The organism is Spirosoma gilvum (assembly GCF_054776815.1).
The window spans coordinates 172,613-195,578 of sequence record NZ_BAAHBH010000005.1; the positions used below are offsets into that span (position 1 = coordinate 172,613).

Here is a 22,966-nt window from a genome sequence, read left to right on the forward strand (position 1 = left end):
TAGACGTCAAAACCAATGACAATTAATGACAACAAATGACCACTGAATGACCTTTACATAGTATGTACGAAAATCTGCTTTATGAAATCACGGGGCCTGTCTGCCGAATTACCCTAAACCGTCCCCAAGTCTATAACGCCCTAAGCCCAGGGCTGATTCAGGACATTACGGCTGCTATGGAAGCGGCTGGCGCCGATGAACAAGTCCGCGTAGTAGTACTAACCGGTGCAGGCGACAAAGCTTTTTCGTCCGGTGCTGATTTGAAAGAGGGCTTTTCGCAAGCAGCTTCATCGGGTGGTTCCCTACAATTAGGCGACTCATTGCGAAGCACCTATCATCCGATGATTCAGGCTATCCGTAACCTTCCCAAACCCGTCATTGGCCGCATTAATGGGGTAGCGGCTGGGGCAGGCTGTTCCTTAGCGCTGGCCTGCGATGTACTTATCTGCACGGACGAAGCGTATTTCAGCCAGATATTTATCAACATCGGCCTGATGCCTGATGCTGGCTCCACCTTTTTCCTACCCCGACTGATTGGCCCTCAGCGTGCGTTTGAACTATGCAGTACAGGTCGACGGGTATATGGTCCTGAAGCCGCTCAACTGGGCCTGGTCAGTCGATCCGTTCCAACTGCTAATCTCGACGATGCGGTGAACGACGTGGTGTCTTATTATGCGGCTGCTCCGACCCGCGCCATTGGGACTATGAAAAAAGTATTGAATCAATCGCTCTATTCCGACCTTGACCATCAGCTCGAACAAGAGGCTGACAATCAGAACGCTTTAGGCCAATCAGCCGATGCCATGGAAGGAATCGGAGCATTTCTTATGAAGCGAAAACCAAATTTTTCGGGCAAATAGGTTGACAAGGGTACTTTTTCTTCCTACTTTTGCACTCCCAATCAACGGAAAATGCATTCGTAGCTCAATTGGATAGAGCACCTGACTACGGATCAGGAGGTTTGGGGTTCGAATCCCTACGAGTGCACATTGATTATCAGCCACTTAGCATAAAAGTTAGGTGGCTTTTTTATTTGGGTTGCAATACAACTTGCAATACATTTTCTCGGATCAAGGCCAAAAGTTGTGGAGGACATTGTATTTTTCTAGGTTTGTGATCTCACCCACGTCTAGTTCGTTTTGGAAAGTTTCTTGCCCTTAGTCGAATACCTCTTACCCGATTTCCTCGTATCGTATTATCAATTGACCCATGTCGAGAAGGCCCCAGAGCTACTGCCTCTGTATCTGGAAGAAAAGAACTATGAAGATGCCGATAGAGTAAAACCAGAGCTGCTCTCCAAAGGCTTTCTGCCAGTAATCACCATCCAGGATTTCCCTATTCGAGACAACCGAGTTTTCTTGCATATCAAGCGCCGTCGCTGGCTCAATACGAAAACCGGTAAAATAGAACAACGGGACTGGAATCAAGTGGCACAGGGCACGCGAATGACAACCGAGTTCGCGCTTTTTTTAAACCAGATTGACGGATTCCTTCCCTCACAATACCAGTAGCCTTGGCCGTTTGTATGGGGTAGATGGCAACCAACTAGCCCGACAATACCGGACTCACTTAAGCGATTTTCAGAATTGGTCCCAACGATCTCATGCCAAGCAGTGGTTGTTTTTTCCTCAAAATCTAGGTAGGCATCTCTCCTTGGATGAAACCAGCTTATCGCAGGGCGAACTCTATACCATCCTGACCCATAAAGCCGCTAAGGGTGGCAAGGGCAGTATCGTAGCCATTGTAGCGGGCACTAAGGCCCAAACCGTGATTCAGGTATTGAAACAACTATCACAGAAACAGCGCAATAAGGTAGCCGAGATCACCCTGGACATGGCGGGCAATATGGGGCTGATCGCCAAAAATGTTTCCCCAAGGCTACCCAGGTAACCGACCGCTTCCATGTGCAACAACTCGCTCTGGAGGCTGTTCAGGACATGCGCATCCAGTATCGCTGGCAAGCTCTGGAAGCCGAGAATGACGCCCTTGAGCAGGCCAAGCTTAGCCAGATCGAGTATCAATCCGAAGTGCTTTCTAATGGGGATACACTCAAACAACTGCTGGCTCGCAGCCGCTATGTGCTCTATAAAAAGGCCACTGACTGGACCCAGAGTCAGCAAGAGCGGGCTGCATTGCTGTTCGAGCGGTATCCTACTTTGAAGACGGCTTATGAGTTGAGTCAAGGCCTGAGCTATATCTTTGAGAACACCACTGACAAACTCTACGGCTTAGCCCGGTTGGCCAGATGGCATGAGCGGGTTCGCCAGGCAGGTTTTAAAGCCTTCAACACGGTGGCTCGTTCGATTCAGCACCACTATGAAACGATCCTGAATTATTTTGACCACCGCAGTACCACCGCGTCGGCGGAGTCCTTCAATGCCAAGATCAAGGCGTTTCGGGCTCAACTTCGAGGAGTTCGAAGTGTAGAATTTTTCCTCTATCGCCTTTCTCAGTTATATGCTTAATCTAAGTTGCTCCACAACTTTTGACCTTGATCCTAACTTTTCCCGAGGGTTATGAAATCATTTTGCAACATCAGTTTGCTGTTTTTACTAACTCTTTCGCTGAGCCAGTGTAAGCAGCCATCCATTCTTGTCCCCAACGACACTACACCAACCCGTGATGGTAATATTGCAATGGGTAACCCCGATGGAGCTAAAGAATCCGAATCCAGTCCCAACGCCTATCTGATTACCCGTTCTACTTATTCTCTTTCCTACAACAACTCCACAGGTATAGCTAACTGGTGTAGTTGGCATCTGTCAGCAGCTTGGAAAGGTTCCGCTTCGCGTTACACGGGCAACTTCATTTCTGACCAGAGTTTGCCGACCAGCTTCTTTCAGGCAAAGCATAGCGATTACACCAATACAGGTTTCGACCGTGGCCACCTCTGCTCGTCGGATGACCGGGATAGTACAGCGGAAGAAAATAGGACTACATTTATTCTGACCAATATTGTCCCCCAGGCTCCGCAGCTTAATCGGCAAGCATGGCTACGGCTGGAAGAATACTGCCGGAATCTGGTTTCTCAGGGAAACGAGCTATACATCATTGCTGGAACCTATGGCAAAGGTGGTGAAGGTGATAATGGCAAGGTAAACACTATAGCCAGTGGTAAACTGACCGTTCCGGCTGCGCTATGGAAGGTGATTGTCGTATTACCTGTAGGCTCGGATGATTTGAACAGGATTAACGCTCAGACGCGAGTTATTGCGGTTTGGATGGGTAACACCAATTCGGTAAGAGGACAATCCTGGGGAATTAATCGGGTAAGTGTGGATGAAGTCGAGAAGCGAACGGAGTATGATCTGCTATCGAATGAGTCGGAGAGTGTAAAGAAATCATTGAGACTAAAGTTGACCAGGTAGAGATATAACTCCCTAATTGGTTTGAACAAACACTTATTTCAGGGTTGAGAGTGTTCAGTAAAGTGTGTCAAGTTATGATTTGCTAACTTGACAATCAAATGGATATAAAAGGGGATAAAAACGGCTTTGATTATGAAGCCTTTCGCCAGGAAACCATCGCTAAGATGCTAGCAGGCGAGAAAGAACTGACAGGCAAAGATGGTCTGCTGGCTCCATTATTGAAAGATTTACTAGATGCCGCCCTATCGGGTGAGATGCAGGCTCACGTTGAGCAAAACCGGCCTAACCGACGTAACGGCAGCAAGGCCAAGCAGGTCAAGACCGGACATGCTCCAGTCGAGGTAGCGATGCCGCGTGATCGGGATGGCTCGTTTGAACCTAAGATCATCGGCAAGCGTCAAACGACCTTAGGCGAAGGTTTGGACAATCGCATTCTTTCCCTCTACAGCAAGGGCATGTCCTATGAAGACATCCAGGAGCACATTTATATGGCTTGGAGATTAGCAACGGCCAGTTGTCAGCCATCACGGATAAAATACTTCCTGTAGTTGAGCAATGGCGTTCTCGTCCCCTGGAACCAGTTTATGCCTTTGTGTGGCTGGACGCAGTGCATTTCAAAGTACGGCAAGACGGTAAAGTCATCCGTAAAGCCGCCTACAATATCTTAGCGGTTGATTTAAGGAAAGAAAGGACTTACTAGGCATCTACATTGGGGATGCTGAAAGCGCCCGTTTCTGGCTCTCCACCCTGACTGATTTACAGGCCAGAGGGGTCAAAGACCTACTAATCTGCTCGATTGATAACCTCTCTGGATTTGGTGATGCCATCGAAACAGTCTACCCTAAAGCGGATGTGCAGCTTTGCTTGGTCCATCAGGTACGCACCTCCATGCGGTATGTTGTCTCTAAGGACCAGAAAGCCGTGGCGGCTGATTTAAAACCCATTTATCAGTCGGCTAATGTGACTGGGGCGGAACAAAAGCTGGCTGATTTTACAGACCGATGGGGGCAGAAGTATCCGTTGGTTGTTGAAAGTTGGCAACGGAATTGGTTGCGATTGACTCGCTTTTTTGAGTATCCAGCAGCTATTCGTAAGGTGGTCTACACGACCGCTCCGGCGGCCCGGCAATACAGTTGAAGGCTTCCATCGGCAAATACGATGTGTAACTAAATCGAAAGGGGCTTTCTCGTCTGAGACAGCCTTATTGAAGTTGCTTTATGTGACGACCCAACGCATCATCAGTAGCTGGCAGTTACCTTTGCAAAATTGGGCCGTAACACTCCAGCAATTGACAATATTGTTTGACGATCGTGTCCGAAAGCACATTACAATCTGAGGGAATGACACACTTCATTGAACATTCCCTCAGGGTTTAAGCCAACGCCTTGTTTCTATTGTCCCATCTGGAGTCCGAATATAAATTAAATAGGCCCCCGACGGATGGTTGCTACTTTCCCACTGCCAACGATTGATTGCTTGTTCAAAAGCCTGATGCTGAAGCAGTTTGCCATCTGGTAAATAAATACTTACGGCCTGAATACCGCTTTTATTCTTCAGCGTCAATTGACCTGAGCCAGGGTTGGGATATAAGATCAGCCCCTCAAGGGGTTCTTTACTAATACGGACAGCAATGGTCTGAGAATTGGTAAAAGTGCCATCAAGGTCTACCTGTCTAAGTCGATAGTACCAGATCCCTGAAGCTAGACTACTGTCAGTAAAGACATATTTTTGCTGTTGATTGGTTGTCCCGTAAGCTTTCACTCGTCCAATCGACTCAAAACTTTTAGCATCACGACTTCGCTCAATAACAAAGTGGCTGAAACTAGTCTCCCAGGCCGTTGCCCAGCTTAGTTTGGCTGAAGTGCTGATTGATTCACCTTGAAAATTTACTAAAGAAACTGGCAACGGGTTAGAGTTATAAAGAATCGTTCCTGACTCTCCGGTAATTATCCATCTTCCTGCCCCATAATACACACTTAAAAGCCGTTGTGTTGTCCCTGATACTTGAGGTTTCCAAGTAACTCCCTTATCGGTTGAAGTTAGAATTGTACCGTTATCACCCACCGCTATCCATCCATCCCAGAAATATACAGCATTAAGGTTTTGATTTGTTCCAGACGTGCGAGCCGTCCAGTTTGAACCATTGGGAGAGGTTAAAATTGTACCATTTGCTCCAACTGCTACATACAAATGATCAAGATAGCCGTAATTAACACTAAAAAGGTCTTCAGTCGTCCCAGAATTTTCAACTGTCCAATTAAACGTTAATGGAGTGGTAAGTATAGTCCCATTAGAACCGACGACTACAGGTATAATGCCCCCCGTTCCACTGTAATAACGGGTTGATCCACCACTATTAAATGAGTGGTCTGTCCAGGTTATGCCATCAGATGAAGTGATAATTGCCCCAGAAGTACCAGTACCGACCTGTATTCCGAAAACATAACTTGTCCCCAGTAAAGTATGAGTAGTCGGTGACGTTCGAGCCGTCCAGGTAGTCCCGTCTAAAATAGGGGACGTTAAAATGTTACTTGTCTCTGGTAATGGAGCTTGATCACCACCAACTGCTATCAGGTAGTTTTGAAGTATGCTTATCCCTCTTAAATCTTTTGTTATACCCGATGTCCTGGCTGTCCAGGTAATACCATTTGGAGAAGTAAGAATCGTACCATTTCCTCCCACAGTTGCCCATAAAGTGCCACCGTTATAGATTACACTATAAAGTGTTTGTGTTGTCCCTGAATTAGCGGCTATCCACTGTGCTCGGCTGGATGTGAATGAGCAAAATTTAAGTAGAAAAAGGAAGAATAAACGCCAACAGACTTGCCTATAGGCAATGATTATATGTAATGGGGTAAATAATTTAATCATAAAATGAAAAGAAGTTTGAGTACGCTGAGATGAATAGTCTAAATTAGAATCATATTTTTTAGGCAACTTTTATTAAAGTAGGAAATTTATCATATGGTAAGATATGATGGTAATATTCTAGGATATAACCTCAAACTTATCTTGCACCAGCGCCTGATTGCAGGTTTCAATCTGCTGCTGAATATGTTCCCGTGAACGTTTATCCTCAGCCGGTAGCTGGCTAAGGGCCCTAACTAACTCATCTTTTCTTGACCATACTTGGGCACGTTCATTCCGATTCATTGTGTATACCTGGTTTTATTTGACGACTAAAATGTCCTGCCATCGAGTAGTATAGCAAGGCGATAAGTACTTTGGCTTCATCGGCCATTCAGGATCACGCATCTGAGAAGCCAGCCTCAGCGTATCCTTTCCATAGCGGTAGTTTAGTTTATCGACCACCTTAGCCAGCTTCAACGCCTTTTCATTTGGCCCTTCGACAAATAGTCCCGGCTGCCAGCAATCCGCTGGGACCAGATCAGTCAGCATAATCCCTACCCGCAGATGGTAGCCAAAGGCAAAGATTTCTTTCAGCGCAGCCGAAGCATACTGTAGCAGTTCAGCGGTCGAACTAGTCGGATGAGGTAGTCGTACCGTTCGGGAGTTACTAAACTGCTTACTGGGTAACCGTCCCCTGGTGTTTTGCGGTGGGGGTCGGTGCGAAGGTAAACGGTCAGGCAGCCAGCCAGTGAGTTTTGCTTACGGAGCTTTTCACAGATTCTCGACAGATGAAACGTGAGCGCACCCTGAATCTGCTCAAAGCTGGGTGTCACCTTGCCAAGCCCGGGTTCCGTACAAATCGACTTCCGGGCGGAGGGGCTGAAGTGCCGATACCAACCTTAGCCTAGTTACCTAGTATTAAACTATTGCTGGCGTCAACCAGAGATGAGAGAATTGTGTTGAACAATCCAGACGGGGTGAAAGCTTCCGAAGCTAGCCTACATAGTTAAATAGCATCGTATTTTCAATTTTCCAAGCTGATTTGCCTGTTTGGTTTGAGAAGTACAACGCTTAATAAATTATAAGTTTATATATCAATATGTTAATCAGGTTTGTGTTATTTTTTATTCGATTTTCATCGAAACGTATTCGAATAATAAACTACTAACTATGATGAAAGCTATATCGCTCATTTTATTAGTGACTTATAACCTATTCCTGCCATATCACGCTTACGCGCAGTTTGGCCTTAGCGGAGCACCTCACCCCTCGGCAGCATTAGATGTCAAAGCTACTGATAAAGCATTTTATCCACCCCGTATGTCAACCGCTCAGCGCAAAGCGATTGTTAACCCCCAGCCCGGAGCGTTTGTCTATGATATTGATCAAGGCTCGTTTTACTTTTTTGATGGGCAGAATTGGGCAGCCCTAGGAGCTCAACCACAGAGTAGCTTGAGCCCTGTTTCTCGTACTGCTAACGATGGAATGGCTGGAGACTGGTTTGGGTTTAGTTCATCTATATCAGGTGACTATGCAATTGTTGGAGCCTTTGCTGCGGATATTGGAAGCAATCCAGATCAAGGAGCTGCTTATATATTTACCAGGAATGAAAATGGTTGGGTGCAACAAGCCAAGTTGACTGCTAGTGATGGAGAGGCAAACGACTATTTCGGTCGAAGCGTTTTTATCGCTGGTGATTATGCTATTGTAGGAGCCTATGGGGATGATGTTGGTGGTAATTCTGAACAAGGCTCAGCTTATGTATTTGTACGCTCAGGTGATAGTTGGATTCAGCAGACCAAGCTAACGGCTAGTGATGGAATAGCCAATGACAATTTTGGCCGGAGTGTTGCCCTTTCCTCATCAGGAGATTATGCACTTGTTGGAGCAGCTTTAAATGATGGCTTTGGGGTCACTCAACCTGGAGCGGCCTACATCTTTGTGCGGTCAGGTAGCAGTTGGGCTCAACAAGCCAAACTTAACGCTGATGATCAGAGGCCTGATTCTGATTTCGGCTTTAGTGTATCCCTCTCCTCAATGGGAGACTATGCGCTTGTCGGCGCTTATCTGGATAATATTGGAGGCCAGTCCAACCGTGGCTCAACTTATGTATTCATTCGGTCGGGTAACAGTTGGACCCAGCAAGCAAAACTAATTGCCAGTGATGGTACTGCTGGTAATCAATTTGGGTATAGTGTCTCACTTTCTTCCTCCGGCGATTATGCTCTTATCGGAGCCAGACTTAAGAATACAGCCTACATTTATGTCCGGTCGGGTACTAGTTGGACTCAACAGGCAATAGTAACAGACGGATCGTCATTTAATCATTTTGGCCAAAGTGTCTCGCTGGTAGCCTCAGCTGATTATGCACTTGTTGGAGGGGAAGGAGGAGCTGTTACATTATTTCGACGCAATGGAACTACCTGGACAGGCATTCGTAGAATTGCGACTACCGAAAACATCTTATTTGGCTACAGCGTAAGTATTTCCAACGGCCGATTTGTTATTGGTGCTCCTGCCTACGACAGTTTAAAAGGAAGAGCTGCATTTGGCCTGTTAGACTACTAAAGAACAGCTCTTTTCATATCTATAACTACTGTGTTGTATCCGATCAGCAGACAATTTAATTAGATGTATCTAATGGAGTACACAAAATGTTTAATTACAGCTTACTCCATTCTCTCGGGCAATAATAATTTGCTGTGTCCTGAACCTTAAAAGTGGCAACTAGAGATTTTAACTATAAAGCTTTTTTCTTAAAAAAACTTGCATTGGTTTCTCAACGTAATAATGAAGGAAATAGCCTAGCGTAACAACTAATAAAATGTAGAATGATAAAAACGATAGTGCACTATAATGAATAGGTTTGTTAAGCCACTTTTGTACAAATAAAATAATCATTTGAATAGGAACATGAATTAAATAAACGGAAAGGGATATGTCACCTAATACAATGAGCCAACGAGCTGTAAGAAGTCGATTTATTATTTTGTTATAATGTATAAATGGTATAATACCCACTAACAAAACAACCAACTTAATATTCAAAGGAATAACCGGTAGTAGTTTAAGTATATAAAAACAAAAGCCTGCCAGTAATAAAATAGCTATGGTTAAAAAAGAAGCATGGTCGACTACTGATTTATTACGAATCAGTTGATAAATCAACCGACCACTAAAGAATCCTATTAACCCTCTAGCTACATCCATGTTCATCAGAAAACGCAGATGGACAGGTGAAAAAAAGAAAATAAGACCAACAATGATTAATGCTACTGAGGAGGCAGTAGTCTTGAAATAACGAGCCTGAACAAAGAAGAGTACATACATCATCATTTCAATCGACAATGACCAGGCTGGTCCATTAAAAGAATACCCTGTATCAAATAAGCCATGTTGAATGAAGAAAAGATTTAGAATAAACGCAAATAAGCTGTTATTTTGATAGATGGGATATGTAGAATAGCGATAATAATAAGCCGTAATGATTACTGTTGTTGCCAAAAGTGTCAGTAGATGGGTGGGGTATAATCTCGTTAGTCGTTTACCGAAAAATTCTTTGGTATTAACCAATCTTGTTTTAACAGATTCCTGATAAGTATACGAAAAGATAAGGCCTGATAGAACAAAGAATAAATCAACCATCACATCGGCTTTTTCATAAAATAATTTAAAGAGAGAAAACTGATAAAATGGCGGTATGCTACTGTCGGCAAATACTTTAAAATGTTGATAATGAAAAAAGCAGGCTACAATTATTGACGCAATTCCCCGCATCGCATCCAGATAATATAAACGTTCAGGTTGAGGCCTCATGAAAACTGCATATAGTCCGTTAAAAGTGCATAAGCGCAACCGTATACCCACTTTTTATAGGCCAATCGATGTAGGGTGCAAACTAAAAAATACAGCGAGTCAATCTCGGCTTTGACTTTGAACGCTTACTTCTGTTTCAAGACCCGATTAAGTAAGCGTTCGAGTTCAGCCTGTTTTTGTTCCAGTGCCTGTAGTTTCATTTGTTGATCCTGATTGGTTTTTCCAACTGAATGCTGTACAGCGTCAACTCTTCCACCTTTTCCAGCAGAGTAGCATTCATCTTCACCAGGTCAACGCCTTCTTTTGCTACCTGCTCAGCCGAAGGGATGCCGGGTAAATGGCGATGTTGGTTGATATAAGACGCTATTGAAGATAACGAGTGTAAATGGTAGGATGGACTAAATACTTTATCGCTCCACTCACTGGGGCTGTTGATACGGAGCTGGTAGCGCGCTTTAACGACTTCTCCTGTTTCGCTGACAGTTAGAAATTGATCCATGGTGCGGATTGCGGGACTCTTATCGGTTAGGCTCGTTAAGGTAAGGCCGCTTTTGTTGGATGTTGAACTGACCACTTCCAGACGATCTGTGGGAGCAGAGGTACCGATGCCCACGTTTACCTGATGACCCAAGATGAGCGAATTACTGGCGGTTACCCGGCTATTGGAGCCAATGGCGATCCCGTTGAAGATACCCTCGTCAGCCTGGCTGTTGTAGCCAATTAGTACGTTATCATTACCATCCGTGATGGCCGTACCTGAATTAGGTCCGATGATGATGTTATTACTGCCTGTATCATTATTATAGCCTGCCTGATACCCTATAAACGTATTTTGTTTGCCTGTCTGATTGGTATAACCTGCTTTAGAGCCAATCATCACATTGCCGGATATAGTATTATGATAACCCGCCGAATCGCCAAGCATGACATTATTGTTGCCTTCTTGATTATGAAACCCTGCTGAAGCACCCAGTAGTAAATTCGAGTGGCCAATCGTATTACGATAGCCTGCCATGTAGCCTAGAAACGCATTAGTTCCTCCTGACGAGCTAAAAAAGCCAGCTTGGTAGCCAACATACACATTATTTAATCCCGTTAGACTTAGTTCTCCTGACATAAAGCCAATAAATGTATTGTTTGCTCCTGTTGTACTTGCCGACCCTGCGGCCGAACCCACAAAGACATTATTGCTTCCCGTTATGTTATTACCCCCTGCTCCAGTGCCAACAAAAGTATTTTGTACGCCTATCGTGCTGTTAAAGCCCGCTCGGCTTCCCACAAAGACATTATTGGTCCCCTCTGTGTTACTAAAACCTGCTGCTAAGCCAATAAAGGCATTGTTGTTCCCGGTTAAGTTACCTTGGCCCGCATCAGAGCCCAAAAAGACATTATAACTTCCCGTTGAGTTATAGGAACCTGCATTTTTGCCAAAAAAGGCGTTATTGTAGCCTGTCGAGTTGTTATTACCTGATCTATAACCGACAAAAGCATTATTTCTTCCTGTCGTATTTCGAACTCCCGTACTGGCACCTACAAAGACATTATTAGACCCTGATGTATTATAACTACCTGCATCTGAACCCACAAAGACATTGGTAGTTCCTGTTGAGTTGGCATACCCCGAATTGGTACCTACAAAGGTATTCAACGATCCCTCCGTATTGATAACTCCTGCATAATTACCCATAAAAGTATTATAGGAGCCAGTGGTATTGGAGAAGCCAGCACCATATCCGAAAAATGAATTATATCCACCTGTCATGGAAGAATTGCCAACGATTGGGCCAACCAGGGTATTATATGAGCCTGGGGAAGCAGAGAGGAGTTGTGGCAACATAGTTAGTTTGGGCCAGTAGTGGGCAACTAAATAGCAAGAAGAGCAGATAGAAGATTTTCTTCATGGTACAGAAACGGGTCAATTTGGTTTATGAGATTATCTACTAATGTAGCACAAATCATACCATGCCCAACTAAAAACGCCATCTTAACCAGAGACAATGTTTTTGATTTAAGTTGCCTGTTCCAGCCTTCTTTTAACCGTCTGACTGGGTTGTAATACACATTAGCAAAGGCATATACATTAGCAGGTTGCTGTCACAGCATGAATACAGTCTTTTTCAAATTTGAATTGAATCTATCATTCCCTATGCGGATTCAGGAGATGAGAATACAAAGCCGATGGCTGCCTAGCCGTCGTAAAGGCTATTGAGCCCAATTTAGAACCGATGGTTTGAATCGATGGTCGATTTGTATCCTTTTGAAGGATAACAGTAGAGTATTAACAAGTTAACGCGATTACCAACGAGGTCTATCGGCGAAGCTTTTCGGCCAGTTGGTTCTCGCGTTTAATACTATTCAGGTCTTTTTGCTAAAAGTGTTTTTCTGATCGGTGACGAACGTGCTACTTTGGGCCGAACCCTTGGTCTACTTTTCCAATAGGTCAGATCGAAGCAGGGATTGTCTCTATTGAGGGCCGAACGCCCGGTATTTTGCGATGACCTAAGAAATATACCTTACATTACCCAGCTTTTGGGAGCAACGTAAAGTATCCGAAATACGATAGAGTAGGATGGAATTAAAGCGGCTGATAGCGACTGTTAGCGACTGTTAGTATAGTACTCAATATTAAGTATTTACCGTATAGTTTCGGCATAGGATAGCCTCACTTTTTCGGCATTAAGGCACTCTGTGAAGTATAGTAAATAATACTTACAATTATCTTTTAATACATTTATATATACTAAGTCTGGGAAGTTAGGCAAGAAAAGGCCAAATATGTGTGGTTGTTCGATTGAGCAAAATCCAATAAAAAATCATTGCCGTTATTTGGAGAGGCAATAACAAGCCCAATACCTAATCATTTCTCATCCTCATCTGTATGATCAATTCTAGTTATTATTTGCCACACTACATTCATTGCCAGTTTAGTCGGCTATCCTTCTCTAAACAATTCTTACCTGGTAAGCCAGCTCCCCTTTTTGGACAATCCGAACACAATGGTACGAATGGGCCATTTCGGCTATGGATTCAGTCCGCGTTAACCGCACTCGGCCTTGGCTTCTGTATCGCTTTCCTGAGCCTTTCAGTAGTCCAAGCCCAATCCTTCACTAAACAAACTGGCACCGGCAATACTATTTCGGGGGTACGTATGAGTTTCGTCACCTTTGCCGATATCGATAAGGATGGGGATCTTGATCTGTTCATCACAGGGCTTAACAATAGCGATAACCCTATTTCTGAATTATACACTAACGATGGAACGGGCAAATTCAACTTAAAAGCCGGAACCGGTAATCCCTTTACGGGGGTTAGGAGTGCTGCCACCGCTTTTGCTGATATTGACAAAGATGGAGATCTCGATCTGTTTCTCGCAGGAGCCATGTTGAATGATGCTCCAACTTCGGAGTTATACACCAATGATGGCACCGGCAAATTCGTCAAACAATCTGGCTCTGGATATACCTTTACTGCAGTTAGGTATAGTTCCGTTGCCTTCGCCGATGTCGACAAAGACGATGATCCCGATCTGCTTATATCAGGAAACACTACTTCCTCCGGTAATGATTGTACTACCGAGTTATACACCAACGATGGGACGGGTAAATTCACCAAACAGACTGGAGAGGGATATACCTTCACCGGGATTTATAATAGTTCCGTTGCCTTTGCCGATATCGACAAAGATGGGGATCTCGATTTGCTCATCTCGGGACTGAGAATTTTTAGTCCTTATAGCGCTACTACCGAGCTATATACCAACGATGGAACCGGCAAATTCACTAAACAAACCGGACCCGACTCTCCCTTTACGGGAGCTGGGTATAGTTCCGTCGCCTTTGCTGATATTGACAAGGATAGTGATCTTGATTTGCTCATTACGGGTTATTTTAATTTTAGTACTCCTATTTCTGAATTATACACCAACGATGGAACGGGCAAGTTCACCAAACGAACAGAAGCCGGATACATCTTTACGGGAGTTGGATATGGTTCCGTTGCTTTTGCTGATATTGACAAAGATGGCGCTCCTGATCTGCTCATCACAGGACAGAACAGTGGTGGTATTGCAATTTCAGAGTTATACAACAATGATGGGACCGGCAAATTCGTCAAACGAATCGGAACCGGATATACTTTTACATGGGTGGGTACTGGTTCGGTTGCTTTTGCTGATATTGACAAGGATAGTGATCTCGATTTTCTCCTTACTGGAGCAACCAGTTCTAATACCCGTGTTTCTGAGATTTATACCAATAGCCTTTGCCAATCCCTCAGTATTGCTGCTAGCCCGAGCCTGAGCATTAGCCAAGGACAAACCGCCACCCTGACCGCATCTGAATCACCTAATAACACCTATAGTTGGTCAACCGGCCAAACCACAGCCGCTATTTCAGCCAGCACAGCTGGAACCTATTCGGTGACCGCTATCTCCAGCGTTTGTTCAGCTACCGCTTCGGTCGTACTCACCGTCACGGCACCTCCCAGTCTACAGTTCTTGGCCAGCTCCCTGGTCCTCTGCCAAGGGAGCATGACCAGCCTGACGGTGGTCGCTTCAGGGGGACAACCACCTCTCAGCTACAACTGGCAGGTGCCAAAAGGCGTAACTGTATCCCCCACCAATACAGATATGGTTTCAGCAACGGCGGTTTCAGCCGGTGTTTATACGCTCACGGTGACGGTAGGCCAAGTAGCTCCGAACGTTAACGCGCTGCCAACCAGCACTTCCACCATTAGTATCACGGTGAATGCATCCCCTTCGCTGACCATCACCCCCAGTCCAAGCTTCACAATCCTGACGGGTACCCAGGCCACCTTTACAGCCTCTGGAGCAGATTCCTTCCGGTGGGCAGGCGGGGAAACCACAGCGGCCATTTCGGTCAGTATGGCTGGTACCTACTCACTGACAGGGATCGCCACCAACAGCTGTTCAGCTACGGCTGTGGCTATCTTAACGCTATCGCCAGGACCAGATCTGAGTCCTACCATCGACATGCCCGATGGCAAATTCCCGGCCAATGGCAGCCTCAATTTTGTGGTCAATCTGTATGAGACGGGTCGGATACCAACTACACCTGGCTCAGTGACCATCACCCTTACAGTGCCTGTGGGCTATTCGGTCTCCTTCGATCAGTCGTTGACGAGTATCTACCTCACGGAGAGTCGTAGCCCTTCAGTGAGCAACGGATTCTGGCAGATTAGTAATTTGGTCGGTTCTCAGCAACTCTCACTGGTAATGATGGCTGGTCAGTCCATCCCAGCCGGAGCCTCCTCAGTGGTAGGCTTCACTGCCACCCGTACTACCGCTAATTCGGGCAGTGTCTCCAACATTACGGTGAATGTGGCTGATGATGCGACTAATGGGTATGATGTGAATCGACTCAATAATATCTACGCCCGCATCATAATGGGATTGTAATTCATGAGTCTGGCTAAATAAAAGCCTATACGTATGTAGTTTAACTTGAGTAGCTGGGCTGTATATGTATGGGGTAGTGCTAGAGATAAGGGCAGAAGTCACAAGCGAAAAAAGAATGTTTTTAGGCCTACACTTTCTACACTTCCTAAACGGTTACTTCTGTTTCAAGAGCTGGTTAAGCAACCGTTTTAATTCAGCCTGTTCTTGCTTGACAGTCTGTAGCTCCAGTTGCTGTGCTTGAATCGTCTTATCCTGTTGAATGCTATATAGTGTCAACTCCTCCACTTTTTCAAGCAGGATTGCATTTATCTTGACCAGATCAATACCATCTTTGGCTACCTGTTCGGCTGAGGGAACATTGGGTAAATGCCGATGCTGGTCGATATAAGCGGCCACTGAGGATAGGGAGCGGAGTTGGTAAGTCGGACTAAATACGTTGTCGCTCCACTCGTTGGGAGTATTGATGCGGAGTTGATAACGGGCTTTGACTACATCGCCCTGCTCATTGACGGTTAGAAACTGGTCGGTAACGTGCGTGGTTCGACTCATATTGGTTAGGCTAGATAGGCGTAGGCCGCTCTGGTCGGTTTCATCGGCAACGATCTCCAGCTTGCTTGCTGGCGCTGAGGTGCCAATGCCTACATTGACCTGATGACCCAGAATGAGCGCATTACTAGCGGATACCCGGCTATTAGCTCCTAAAGCTATGGCATTTTGTAAACCATCTTCAGCTTGGCTGTTGTAGCCCATTAATACATTGTCATCGCTGGTAATAATGGCTGTACCTGATTTTGGCCCAATGATGATGTTGTTGCTGCCAGTTGTATTTTTTGAGCCTGCCATAAAGCCCAGGAAAGTATTTTGATAACCGGTCGTGTTCAGTTCGCCTGCCCTACCGCCGATAAAAGTGTTGTTATAAGAGTTCGTATTACCAGCCCCAGCATAAAAGCCTATGAATGTGTTAGAATACCCAAAGTTATTTGCATAACCAGCACCAGTACCCACAAACGTGTTGGAATTGCCGCCTACGTTTGAACGGCCAGCGTAACACCCTAGAAATACATTGCTGTCAGCTGTTAAATTGTCAAAACCGGCATAGGCCCCTAAAAATGTATTGTAATGTCCTTCCGTATTATGTTCTCCTGCGCTAGTTCCCAGAAAACTATTTAATTCCCCCCATTGATTGTCGCGACCGGTTCGATAACCCAGAAAAAGATTAAATCGACCTATGGTATTACTCAGGCCTGCATTGTGGCCAATGAATGTGTTGAACGTACCAATTGTGTTGGAATAGCCTGCTTTAGAGCCCACAAATACATCATCTGACATCCTATAACTAAAGCCTGCTGAATCACCAATGATGACATTATTACTGCCATCAGTATTTTTACTGCCTGCTCTAAAGCCCAGTAATGTGTTTAGCGATCCCGTTCTATTATTTTCTCCTGATAAATAACCAACAAATACGTTTGAGCTTCCCGCTTCATTATTGGTTCCAGCGGCATTGCCAACGAACGTATTGTAAAGCCCTGGTGTGGTGGCGTTAGGCGTATTGGCTATATAGTTAGTTTGAGCCAACAAACGATGACTCGCAAGCAGCAACGGTAGATAGAACAATGCTTTCATTGACAAAGAAAAGATTAACAAATGTGAATGTTAGATGCTTGTTAAAAGTAATCGGTTTTCACTTTCTATCTGATTTTCGAGCGATTAAATCAACCAGCAACTACAGTATCTCTAAGGCCTAATCTAAATTCTTTGTCCAGGGCTGGGCTCTACAAACAAGAAACGCCAGCCCTTTCCAGAGCCATCGTTTTAGATTCATATACTGTATTACAGCCTTAATTCTACCGTCTGACATGGTTGTAATGCTCAGCCGAAAAGGCAATCTGTCGGATGGAGATTTTAACAAAAGCCTAGAATAATGAGCCGGCAAAACCGGCAAAAGCTATTATGCCGGTTTTGCCGGTATGCTTCTTAGCGTTTTTTGATTTAGAAAAAAGTTTGCATCAGCCAGTAAATTGAGTAAAACGCTAATCAATCTATCTCATGAATTACATTATTGAAGGTAACCTTCTAGATCATCTCTTGACTACACTAAGTGAAGCAACCAAGCAACTTCAAAAAGCGGAAGAGCGGGAAAAGCAATTACGGATTGAGGCAGACCGGGGGAAGTTGTTAACCGAACAACAAACGCAGGAGTATCTGCAACGGGACGCTGAAACACTTCGATACTATCGCACGCTGGGACTTGATTCTATTAAGATCGGCAAAGATCGTTGGTATATAAAAGGCATTATTGATGACTGGCTAGATTCGGGTAAGGTTAATCGACGAATGAAGAAATAGTTTTATTAGGTATTCAAAGCCAAAGAACCCCGACGTTTGGCCAGGGTCTTTGACTGAAAGGAAACCAATCCATTAAATAGGGGCATCCGGGATAGAATTGCCAATGCGTCGAAGGTCAGTGGCAATGGAGCCAGTTATCAGACCGATATACAGATTACAGTACTTGATCTGCTCCATCAGTAACACAAATTCACCCCGACTAAATGACTCTTTCACCTCAGCAAGGGTGAAGTCAATCTCACTCGGCCATTTATCCCTTAACCGCTCAAGCCCTTCGTAAAGATTGTAAAGCATCCAGTACGACCTCGGCTCCCGAGATGCATCCAGGAATATCTTTCCGCTCGGCATTGGTGCTCAGTTCGAGGGTCAGTGACCAGAAACCCGATTTAGAATAATCGGGATTAGTTTCCTTATTCATAGCTCACTCCTCCTTTTTCTGGCTCACCAGCCAGCTTTTCCAACTCTTCTAACCGCTCCCAGCGTTCAGCTAACTTAGTTAGAAACGTTGTGATGCGGAGCGTATTAAAGGCGATGTGGTTGCAAAACTTCGGGTTCAACCGGCGCGGCATGTGCTTGATCCAGTTGAAAAACAGCTCGTTGATCACGGCGATATTTTCTCCTGATGAGGCTTCGCTGACAAACTCATCAATCAGTTCGTCAAGCTGCTGACGAGCGCCTGAAGCGGTAGTATGATAGTCAATCAGGATGCGGTCTTCCTGAGTCAGTTGTTTTGGGGTTGATTCGGTGTTCATCGGATAGCAATTTTAAATTCGTCTATATACTCCTGAAGTAACTCTTCTTGCCGCTCAGCAAAATGCTGGGTATGATCTGGTCTCTCCAACTGTTGCGCTTTCCGGTAGTTTTGCTCCGCTAACTCAATGAGCTGGTTCAACAGCATCGTCTGTAGTTGTTCTACCTGCTCGATTTCTTCCCAAACGCCTGCTGCGTCGTCATAGCCATGCCCAGTTTCCCGAGCCATAGCGTGTTGATTCAGCAAGTATCTGAGTTGTTTTTGCCGGTACTCTCGTAAGGCCGTATAAACGATTTTAGCCTCAGGTGTCACCGATCCGCCTAGCGAATTGACGCTAATGGGTAACGAGAACTCAAGATCGCTTCGGGGAGATTGTTGATTTGTCGGCTCGTTTTGTGCCGATTGTTGGGAGGGATTTGCATGGCATCCCTTACCCACGTAGCTTTGCTCCGTGTTCATTTTATTCTCAAAGGTTTAAAGTGAATACTTGCCCCTTCGCTAGTTCCGCCAAGAATTGAAGCGTAGGGGTTTTTGTTTGGTAATCAACGTTATAACTACTTTACCAGGCAACCCTTTTTAGGTACTTTGCAGTGTTTGGACTCTCCCGTTGACAAAGCAATACTACAAAACTTGAATAATTAGTCAAGTTTTGCTTTAAAAAAATAGGCTTACTCAAAAGTAATCTTCAGCCGTTTACCTAATGCTTTGGCCACATTTTCTAAGGTTAAGATGGTGGGATGTTTACTGCCTCCTTCTAGTTTATTAACTGCTGATTCACCAATACCCATTTTTAACCCAAGTTCTTTCTGAGTTAGCCCTTCTGCTTTTCTAGCATCTCGGATTAAATCGCTTACTTCTTTAGCAACTGTTGACATTGAGTGATTTAGATTAGTATAAATTTATTCTTTTGGACTCAACTTTCCTAATTAGTCACGCTAAAATCTTGCCGTTCACTCAAAGGCATATATATAAATCCCTCCCTTTATATCGCTCACCTGCTTGCTTCAAAGTGGTAAAAGTTCAGGACGCTTCTATCATGTAGTATAGTTAAGTCGATTACGAATTGAGCGAATAGACGTGTAACAGGGGAAAACCATAGTTTTACCCTATCCCATAGTTGAATGAGTGATAAAAAATAGAGCCGACTTGTCACAAAACAACCCTTAGCCGGTCTTAGCTTAAAACGCTAACGCCAATGGATACTCCATTTTTGACTCCTATTGAAAAGCCTAAAAGCTTACTCTGGAAACTGCTCTACTTTTTTACCCGGAAACGGTTCGGTAAAGTCATTACACCCCTGAAAGTAATGGCCGTCCGATTACCCGTTGCTTTCGGCTCGTTTTCCGGCAAAATTGCTGCCAGTTCATCAACTTCGTCATTGGCCTGTGCCGCGTTAATCAAGTTAAGATAAGCTTCTAACGAGCGATCGTATTTACCGGTTAAGCGGAAAATAGTGCCAACTCGATTCAGAATGCGGGCTTCGCCACGCTGATTACTGGTTTGCTGGGTCAGTTTCAGTCCTTGCTGTGCATACTACATAGCTATCAGAGGTTTTGAGTACATCAGCGACCGGCTCAATTGATCGAGTACTTGAACACGTGTGGTATCGGCAAGAGGTTGCTTCAGACGACGTTGCAGGCTGTCGGACAAGTCCTGCTGAGCCAGCGTCTGGTAAAAGCATAGACATAAACTAGTAAGAGAGAAGCCGTTTCATTCAATGGCATCAGATAAGACAGGTATGCACAAATATAGGGTCAGTCTAATTAATTTTGTACTAAAAATAAAATCAGCTATACTTAGCCAATTTCTCTTACTACTACCTAATCATGAAAGCCTTTACTCTATCTATTCTGTTGCTTAGTTGCACACTGACCCTAGCCCAGCCCAAGCCTAAATTACAGGTACAAACTCCTCAACTGCACGTCATTTTTGCTATGGAGCCCAAAGGTGTTGAGTATGCACGGCTCAACACCGAAAATGATGCGGTAATGACCCATTTCGTAGAAACTATAGAACAAGGGCTGGGATACTCCAAGCAAATCCATCGACTGGACGAGGACCATTTCACGGCTAGAGCGCTACAGGATACCATTAAAGCTCTGAAAACTACACCTAACGATATTATTATTATTTATTACTCAGGCTATGGAATAGCTCCTTCTGATACCACCGAAAAGTTTGCCAACTGGCGGCTGGATAAAGAGAAAGAGCTGTTCAGTTTGGCCAACCTACTACCGACCACCAAAAAGGAAACGGGGGTGCCTGTAAGTGAAGTAGAAAATTGGTTAAGGGCCAAAAACGTACATCTCGGTCTGTTGATTGCTGACTGTAGCAACGAGCCGATAGAGCATATGGGAACGGGAGCTTCTCTGGAAGGAACCGTTGATCTCACTCCTCAGATTATGAATAAGTTATTTAATGAAACTAAAGGCATTGTCCGATTAGGCAGTTCGGCTTCATCATTACCGAGCTATTTCAAAAAAAATGATTCGGGTACTCTTTTTACGCGGTGCTTGGACTATGGCCTAACATATTTATTAGACTGTACTGACCCTTCTCGCCTGCCTAACCTCTCCTTTGAAGACCTTCTACTTTGGACGAACGCGACAATGAATGGTCAGCAGCTTGCAAATAGTAATTACAATCAACGAGCCGTTTTAGAGGTGAGAACCTGGGAGGGCAACTTGATTCGTCCGAAACGGACACCTGTCGATAGTATAGCTATTTATGCTCGCTGGCAGGGGTTTGTTGCCAGTGACTGGGCATATGAGCGGCTAGCTCAGAAGAAGCTGGATAAATCGCTGAATTATCTACCTAAGAAAATAGATTTGTCAATGTTTGCGCCACCGGTGATTAGCCAGGGCGATAAAGGCAATTGTGTAGCCATTTCAATCGGGTATTATATGCGCTCCATTATGCAGGCTATACAATTGAATCTTACTAAAAAAGAAGATAAAATAAAACATAGTGCCTCGCCATTTGCTCTATACAGTTCGCTAAAAAGCCCTGCCGACGAAAATTGCACATTTGGTATTAATCCAGAGCAAGCCCTCGAATACCTTAAAACAACGGGTATTCCGGGGTTTTCATCATATCCAGATCCTAATTTTTGCCAAATCGGTCAGTTTAAAGGCCCTCCATCCTCACGAATTTACGATTACGTAAAATTATTCAGCATTACTGACTCAAAGGAAAATAAAGTGCTGGCTGTAAAACAAACGCTGGCCGATAAGTCGCCTGTTGTGGTAGGCGTGATGATCAATAGTTCGTTACAGAATTTAGCGTTCACCCAGACCTTGGTACCCCGGATAAAATCCTCTCTCTATGAGTTAAAAGCCTTTGTAACCAAAGTCGAGACTGACAAAAGTCGCTCAGGCATGAATTTATCCTTTGATCCTTATAAGGCGAAGGCGCTCTCTTTTGGGCATGCTTTATGCGTGGTTGGTTATGATGATAATGCGCTTGGTATAGGAAAAGGAGCCTTCAAATTAATTAACAGTTGGGGAAGTGGCTGGGGCAACGATGGGTACTTCTGGATGTCGTATGACGTATTCGGCAAGTTTGCCAAATACGGTTATCAGGCTTATGTGAATGAATCGGGTTCCGCCATTAGAGCCGATATTGATCTGACCATGCTGAAAGGAAGCCTCGGCAAACAGCCTCTGTTTACGCTTGTACCCAGTGATACTTCATGGGCGAGCTACGTCCTGACTCAAGATCAGCAAACAGGTACTCCGTTCAGGTTCAAAATTGACACAAAGAAGAAAACTTATGTATATCTAATTACAGGGAGTTCAACTGACAGTACGGCAAGGCTACAGTCACTGCGGGTAGGGATAGATGATTGTATAGACCCCAACAGCCGAGACTACAATTTAAGTAAAACACCATTAAAAATAGCGGGCCGTCGAGGTACAGAATACATGCTTTTTCTGTTCTCAGACGAGGAAATAGCTAATATTAAAGAGCGTGTAGAAATGATGAATGTTGGTTATTATGAAAGCCCATTTCCTGATCGGGTAAGACATGCCTTATCGGGCAGCTTAATTTCCAATAGGCAAATTCAATACAAACCGAAGAAAATGGGCTTTTTTTTACCACAAACTAGCCAATATGTGCGTAGGGGTAACATAGCACCCCTGCTGGTGACTATAAATCATGTTCCCTAACTATGACTTTTTCTTGCGCAGGATAAAGTAATAGACCACTGCCACCACAACCAAAACAGCAATGATAGTATAGATGGTTTCAAGGGGGACTGTATCGTTTTTTGGAGGTTGTGCTCGAGCCAACACAGATAGTAAACAAAGCGATGCGGTGGTAAGTAGTTTTTTCATGAATGAAAGGTGAAATAAAGTTGATTGGCTCGAAAGATACAATAATATGACAATAGTGCCGTTACTATTAACTTTTTAA

General features: G+C 44.5%; 20 protein-coding genes, 1 tRNA gene and 2 pseudogenes. 11 read left to right on the plus strand and 12 right to left on the minus strand.

Annotated elements, in window-relative coordinates; translation table 11 throughout:
• Nucleotides 1-62 precede the first annotated feature (62 nt).
• The 6 genes and pseudogenes from ACYVFD_RS14835 to ACYVFD_RS14860 all read left to right on the plus strand — a co-directional run bounded on the left by ACYVFD_RS14835 (nt 63) and on the right by ACYVFD_RS14860 (nt 4,704).
• Nucleotides 63-860: an enoyl-CoA hydratase/isomerase family protein gene (locus tag ACYVFD_RS14835; RefSeq protein ID WP_461090961.1), complete on the plus strand. Its 798-nt coding sequence runs from the start codon at nt 63-65 to the stop codon at nt 858-860.
• Between the two features lie 53 nt (nt 861-913).
• A tRNA-Arg gene (locus tag ACYVFD_RS14840) sits at nt 914-987 on the plus strand.
• Nucleotides 988-1,139: 152 nt separating this feature from the next.
• Nucleotides 1,140-1,511 carry an ISAon1 family transposase N-terminal region protein gene (locus ACYVFD_RS14845; protein WP_461090962.1) on the plus strand — a complete coding sequence of 124 codons (372 nt, stop codon included), beginning with the start codon at nt 1,140-1,142 and terminating at the stop codon, nt 1,509-1,511.
• Between the two features lie 142 nt (nt 1,512-1,653).
• Nucleotides 1,654-2,465 (plus strand): annotated as a pseudogene (locus ACYVFD_RS14850) (ISAon1 family transposase).
• A gap of 51 nt (nt 2,466-2,516) precedes the next feature.
• On the plus strand, nt 2,517-3,368 hold the full coding sequence (locus ACYVFD_RS14855) for a DNA/RNA non-specific endonuclease (RefSeq protein ID WP_461090963.1): 852 nt from the start codon (nt 2,517-2,519) through the stop codon (nt 3,366-3,368).
• Nucleotides 3,369-3,466: 98 nt separating this feature from the next.
• Nucleotides 3,467-4,704, plus strand: a pseudogene (locus ACYVFD_RS14860) (IS256 family transposase).
• A 29-nt stretch (nt 4,705-4,733) separates the two neighbouring features.
• Here ACYVFD_RS14860 and ACYVFD_RS14865 read toward each other — a convergent pair.
• The 3 genes from ACYVFD_RS14865 to ACYVFD_RS14875 form a co-directional block, all read right to left on the minus strand.
• Entirely contained in the window at nt 4,734-6,305 is a 1,572-nt protein-coding gene (locus ACYVFD_RS14865) for a T9SS type A sorting domain-containing protein (protein ID WP_461090964.1), read from the minus strand.
• 231 nt (nt 6,306-6,536) lie between these two features.
• On the minus strand, nt 6,537-6,836 hold the full coding sequence (locus ACYVFD_RS14870; RefSeq protein ID WP_461091345.1) for a DUF4113 domain-containing protein: 300 nt from the start codon (nt 6,834-6,836) through the stop codon (nt 6,537-6,539).
• The gene (locus ACYVFD_RS14875) at nt 6,809-7,051 is read right to left on the minus strand and encodes a DinB/UmuC family translesion DNA polymerase (RefSeq protein WP_461090965.1); all 243 of its coding nucleotides are present in this window, start codon (nt 7,049-7,051) and stop codon (nt 6,809-6,811) included. Before ACYVFD_RS14875 ends, ACYVFD_RS14870 begins: the two co-directional genes overlap by 28 nt.
• A gap of 337 nt (nt 7,052-7,388) precedes the next feature.
• On the opposite strand from ACYVFD_RS14875, the gene ACYVFD_RS14880 reads away from it, so the two are divergent.
• Nucleotides 7,389-8,786, plus strand: coding sequence for an FG-GAP repeat protein (locus ACYVFD_RS14880; protein WP_461090966.1), 1,398 nt, complete (start codon nt 7,389-7,391; stop codon nt 8,784-8,786).
• A gap of 168 nt (nt 8,787-8,954) precedes the next feature.
• On the opposite strand, the gene ACYVFD_RS14885 is transcribed toward ACYVFD_RS14880, so the two are convergent.
• Nucleotides 8,955-10,034, minus strand: a complete 1,080-nt coding sequence (locus ACYVFD_RS14885) for an acyltransferase family protein (protein ID WP_461090967.1) — start codon at nt 10,032-10,034, stop codon at nt 8,955-8,957.
• A 196-nt stretch (nt 10,035-10,230) separates the two neighbouring features.
• Nucleotides 10,231-11,871 carry an autotransporter outer membrane beta-barrel domain-containing protein gene (locus tag ACYVFD_RS14890; RefSeq protein ID WP_461090968.1) on the minus strand — a complete coding sequence of 547 codons (1,641 nt, stop codon included), beginning with the start codon at nt 11,869-11,871 and terminating at the stop codon, nt 10,231-10,233.
• Between the two features lie 1,041 nt (nt 11,872-12,912).
• Between ACYVFD_RS14890 and ACYVFD_RS14895 the strand changes: the two genes are divergently transcribed.
• Nucleotides 12,913-15,450, plus strand: coding sequence for an FG-GAP repeat domain-containing protein (locus ACYVFD_RS14895; RefSeq protein WP_461090969.1), 2,538 nt, complete (start codon nt 12,913-12,915; stop codon nt 15,448-15,450).
• A gap of 153 nt (nt 15,451-15,603) precedes the next feature.
• On the opposite strand, the gene ACYVFD_RS14900 is transcribed toward ACYVFD_RS14895, so the two are convergent.
• Nucleotides 15,604-17,076, minus strand: coding sequence for a hypothetical protein (locus tag ACYVFD_RS14900; protein ID WP_461090970.1), 1,473 nt, complete (start codon nt 17,074-17,076; stop codon nt 15,604-15,606).
• Nucleotides 17,077-17,538: 462 nt separating this feature from the next.
• On the opposite strand from ACYVFD_RS14900, the gene ACYVFD_RS14905 reads away from it, so the two are divergent.
• Complete coding sequence (locus ACYVFD_RS14905) at nt 17,539-17,799, plus strand: hypothetical protein (RefSeq protein ID WP_461090971.1); 261 nt, start codon at nt 17,539-17,541, stop codon at nt 17,797-17,799.
• Nucleotides 17,800-17,871: 72 nt separating this feature from the next.
• On the opposite strand, the gene ACYVFD_RS14910 is transcribed toward ACYVFD_RS14905, so the two are convergent.
• The 5 genes from ACYVFD_RS14910 to ACYVFD_RS14930 all read right to left on the minus strand — a co-directional run bounded on the left by ACYVFD_RS14910 (nt 17,872) and on the right by ACYVFD_RS14930 (nt 19,425).
• Nucleotides 17,872-18,093, minus strand: coding sequence for a hypothetical protein (locus ACYVFD_RS14910; RefSeq protein WP_461090972.1), 222 nt, complete (start codon nt 18,091-18,093; stop codon nt 17,872-17,874).
• Complete coding sequence (locus tag ACYVFD_RS14915) at nt 18,065-18,217, minus strand: hypothetical protein (protein ID WP_461090973.1); 153 nt, start codon at nt 18,215-18,217, stop codon at nt 18,065-18,067. Before ACYVFD_RS14915 ends, ACYVFD_RS14910 begins: the two co-directional genes overlap by 29 nt.
• Nucleotides 18,210-18,551 (minus strand): hypothetical protein, encoded by a 342-nt coding sequence (locus ACYVFD_RS14920; RefSeq protein WP_461090974.1) that lies wholly within the window; start codon nt 18,549-18,551, stop codon nt 18,210-18,212. The genes ACYVFD_RS14915 and ACYVFD_RS14920 overlap by 8 nt, the downstream gene beginning before the upstream one ends.
• Nucleotides 18,548-19,009, minus strand: a complete 462-nt coding sequence (locus ACYVFD_RS14925; RefSeq protein WP_461090975.1) for a hypothetical protein — start codon at nt 19,007-19,009, stop codon at nt 18,548-18,550. Before ACYVFD_RS14925 ends, ACYVFD_RS14920 begins: the two co-directional genes overlap by 4 nt.
• A gap of 209 nt (nt 19,010-19,218) precedes the next feature.
• A complete protein-coding gene (locus ACYVFD_RS14930; protein ID WP_461090976.1) occupies nt 19,219-19,425 on the minus strand; it encodes a helix-turn-helix domain-containing protein in 207 nt (68 codons plus the stop codon).
• Between the two features lie 320 nt (nt 19,426-19,745).
• Here ACYVFD_RS14930 and ACYVFD_RS14935 point away from each other — a divergent pair, with 320 nt between their 5' ends.
• A complete protein-coding gene (locus ACYVFD_RS14935; RefSeq protein ID WP_461090977.1) occupies nt 19,746-19,961 on the plus strand; it encodes a hypothetical protein in 216 nt (71 codons plus the stop codon).
• 415 nt (nt 19,962-20,376) lie between these two features.
• Nucleotides 20,377-22,719 (plus strand): C1 family peptidase, encoded by a 2,343-nt coding sequence (locus ACYVFD_RS14940; protein WP_461090978.1) that lies wholly within the window; start codon nt 20,377-20,379, stop codon nt 22,717-22,719.
• Here the strand turns inward: ACYVFD_RS14940 and ACYVFD_RS14945 are convergent, their stop codons facing one another.
• Nucleotides 22,720-22,887, minus strand: a complete 168-nt coding sequence (locus tag ACYVFD_RS14945) for a hypothetical protein (RefSeq protein ID WP_461090979.1) — start codon at nt 22,885-22,887, stop codon at nt 22,720-22,722.
• Nucleotides 22,888-22,966: the final 79 nt, after the last annotated feature.

Bases quoted from the DNA above. Each gene is read 5' to 3' on its own strand.
- ACYVFD_RS14835 (WP_461090961.1), top strand. From the start codon at position 63: ATGTACGAAAATCTGCTTTATGAAATCACGGGGCCTGTCTGCCGAATT.
- ACYVFD_RS14855 (WP_461090963.1), top strand. From the start codon at position 2,517: ATGAAATCATTTTGCAACATCAGTTTGCTGTTTTTACTAACTCTTTCG.
- ACYVFD_RS14880 (WP_461090966.1), top strand. From the start codon at position 7,389: ATGATGAAAGCTATATCGCTCATTTTATTAGTGACTTATAACCTATTC.
- ACYVFD_RS14885 (WP_461090967.1), bottom strand. From the start codon at position 10,034: ATGAGGCCTCAACCTGAACGTTTATATTATCTGGATGCGATGCGGGGA.
- ACYVFD_RS14890 (WP_461090968.1), bottom strand. From the start codon at position 11,871: ATGTTGCCACAACTCCTCTCTGCTTCCCCAGGCTCATATAATACCCTG.
- ACYVFD_RS14895 (WP_461090969.1), top strand. From the start codon at position 12,913: ATGATCAATTCTAGTTATTATTTGCCACACTACATTCATTGCCAGTTT.
- ACYVFD_RS14900 (WP_461090970.1), bottom strand. From the start codon at position 17,076: ATGAAAGCATTGTTCTATCTACCGTTGCTGCTTGCGAGTCATCGTTTG.
- ACYVFD_RS14910 (WP_461090972.1), bottom strand. From the start codon at position 18,093: ATGCTTTACAATCTTTACGAAGGGCTTGAGCGGTTAAGGGATAAATGG.
- ACYVFD_RS14915 (WP_461090973.1), bottom strand. From the start codon at position 18,217: ATGAATAAGGAAACTAATCCCGATTATTCTAAATCGGGTTTCTGGTCA.
- ACYVFD_RS14920 (WP_461090974.1), bottom strand. From the start codon at position 18,551: ATGAACACCGAATCAACCCCAAAACAACTGACTCAGGAAGACCGCATC.
- ACYVFD_RS14925 (WP_461090975.1), bottom strand. From the start codon at position 19,009: ATGAACACGGAGCAAAGCTACGTGGGTAAGGGATGCCATGCAAATCCC.
- ACYVFD_RS14930 (WP_461090976.1), bottom strand. From the start codon at position 19,425: ATGTCAACAGTTGCTAAAGAAGTAAGCGATTTAATCCGAGATGCTAGA.
- ACYVFD_RS14935 (WP_461090977.1), top strand. From the start codon at position 19,746: ATGGATACTCCATTTTTGACTCCTATTGAAAAGCCTAAAAGCTTACTC.
- ACYVFD_RS14940 (WP_461090978.1), top strand. From the start codon at position 20,377: ATGAAAGCCTTTACTCTATCTATTCTGTTGCTTAGTTGCACACTGACC.
- ACYVFD_RS14945 (WP_461090979.1), bottom strand. From the start codon at position 22,887: ATGAAAAAACTACTTACCACCGCATCGCTTTGTTTACTATCTGTGTTG.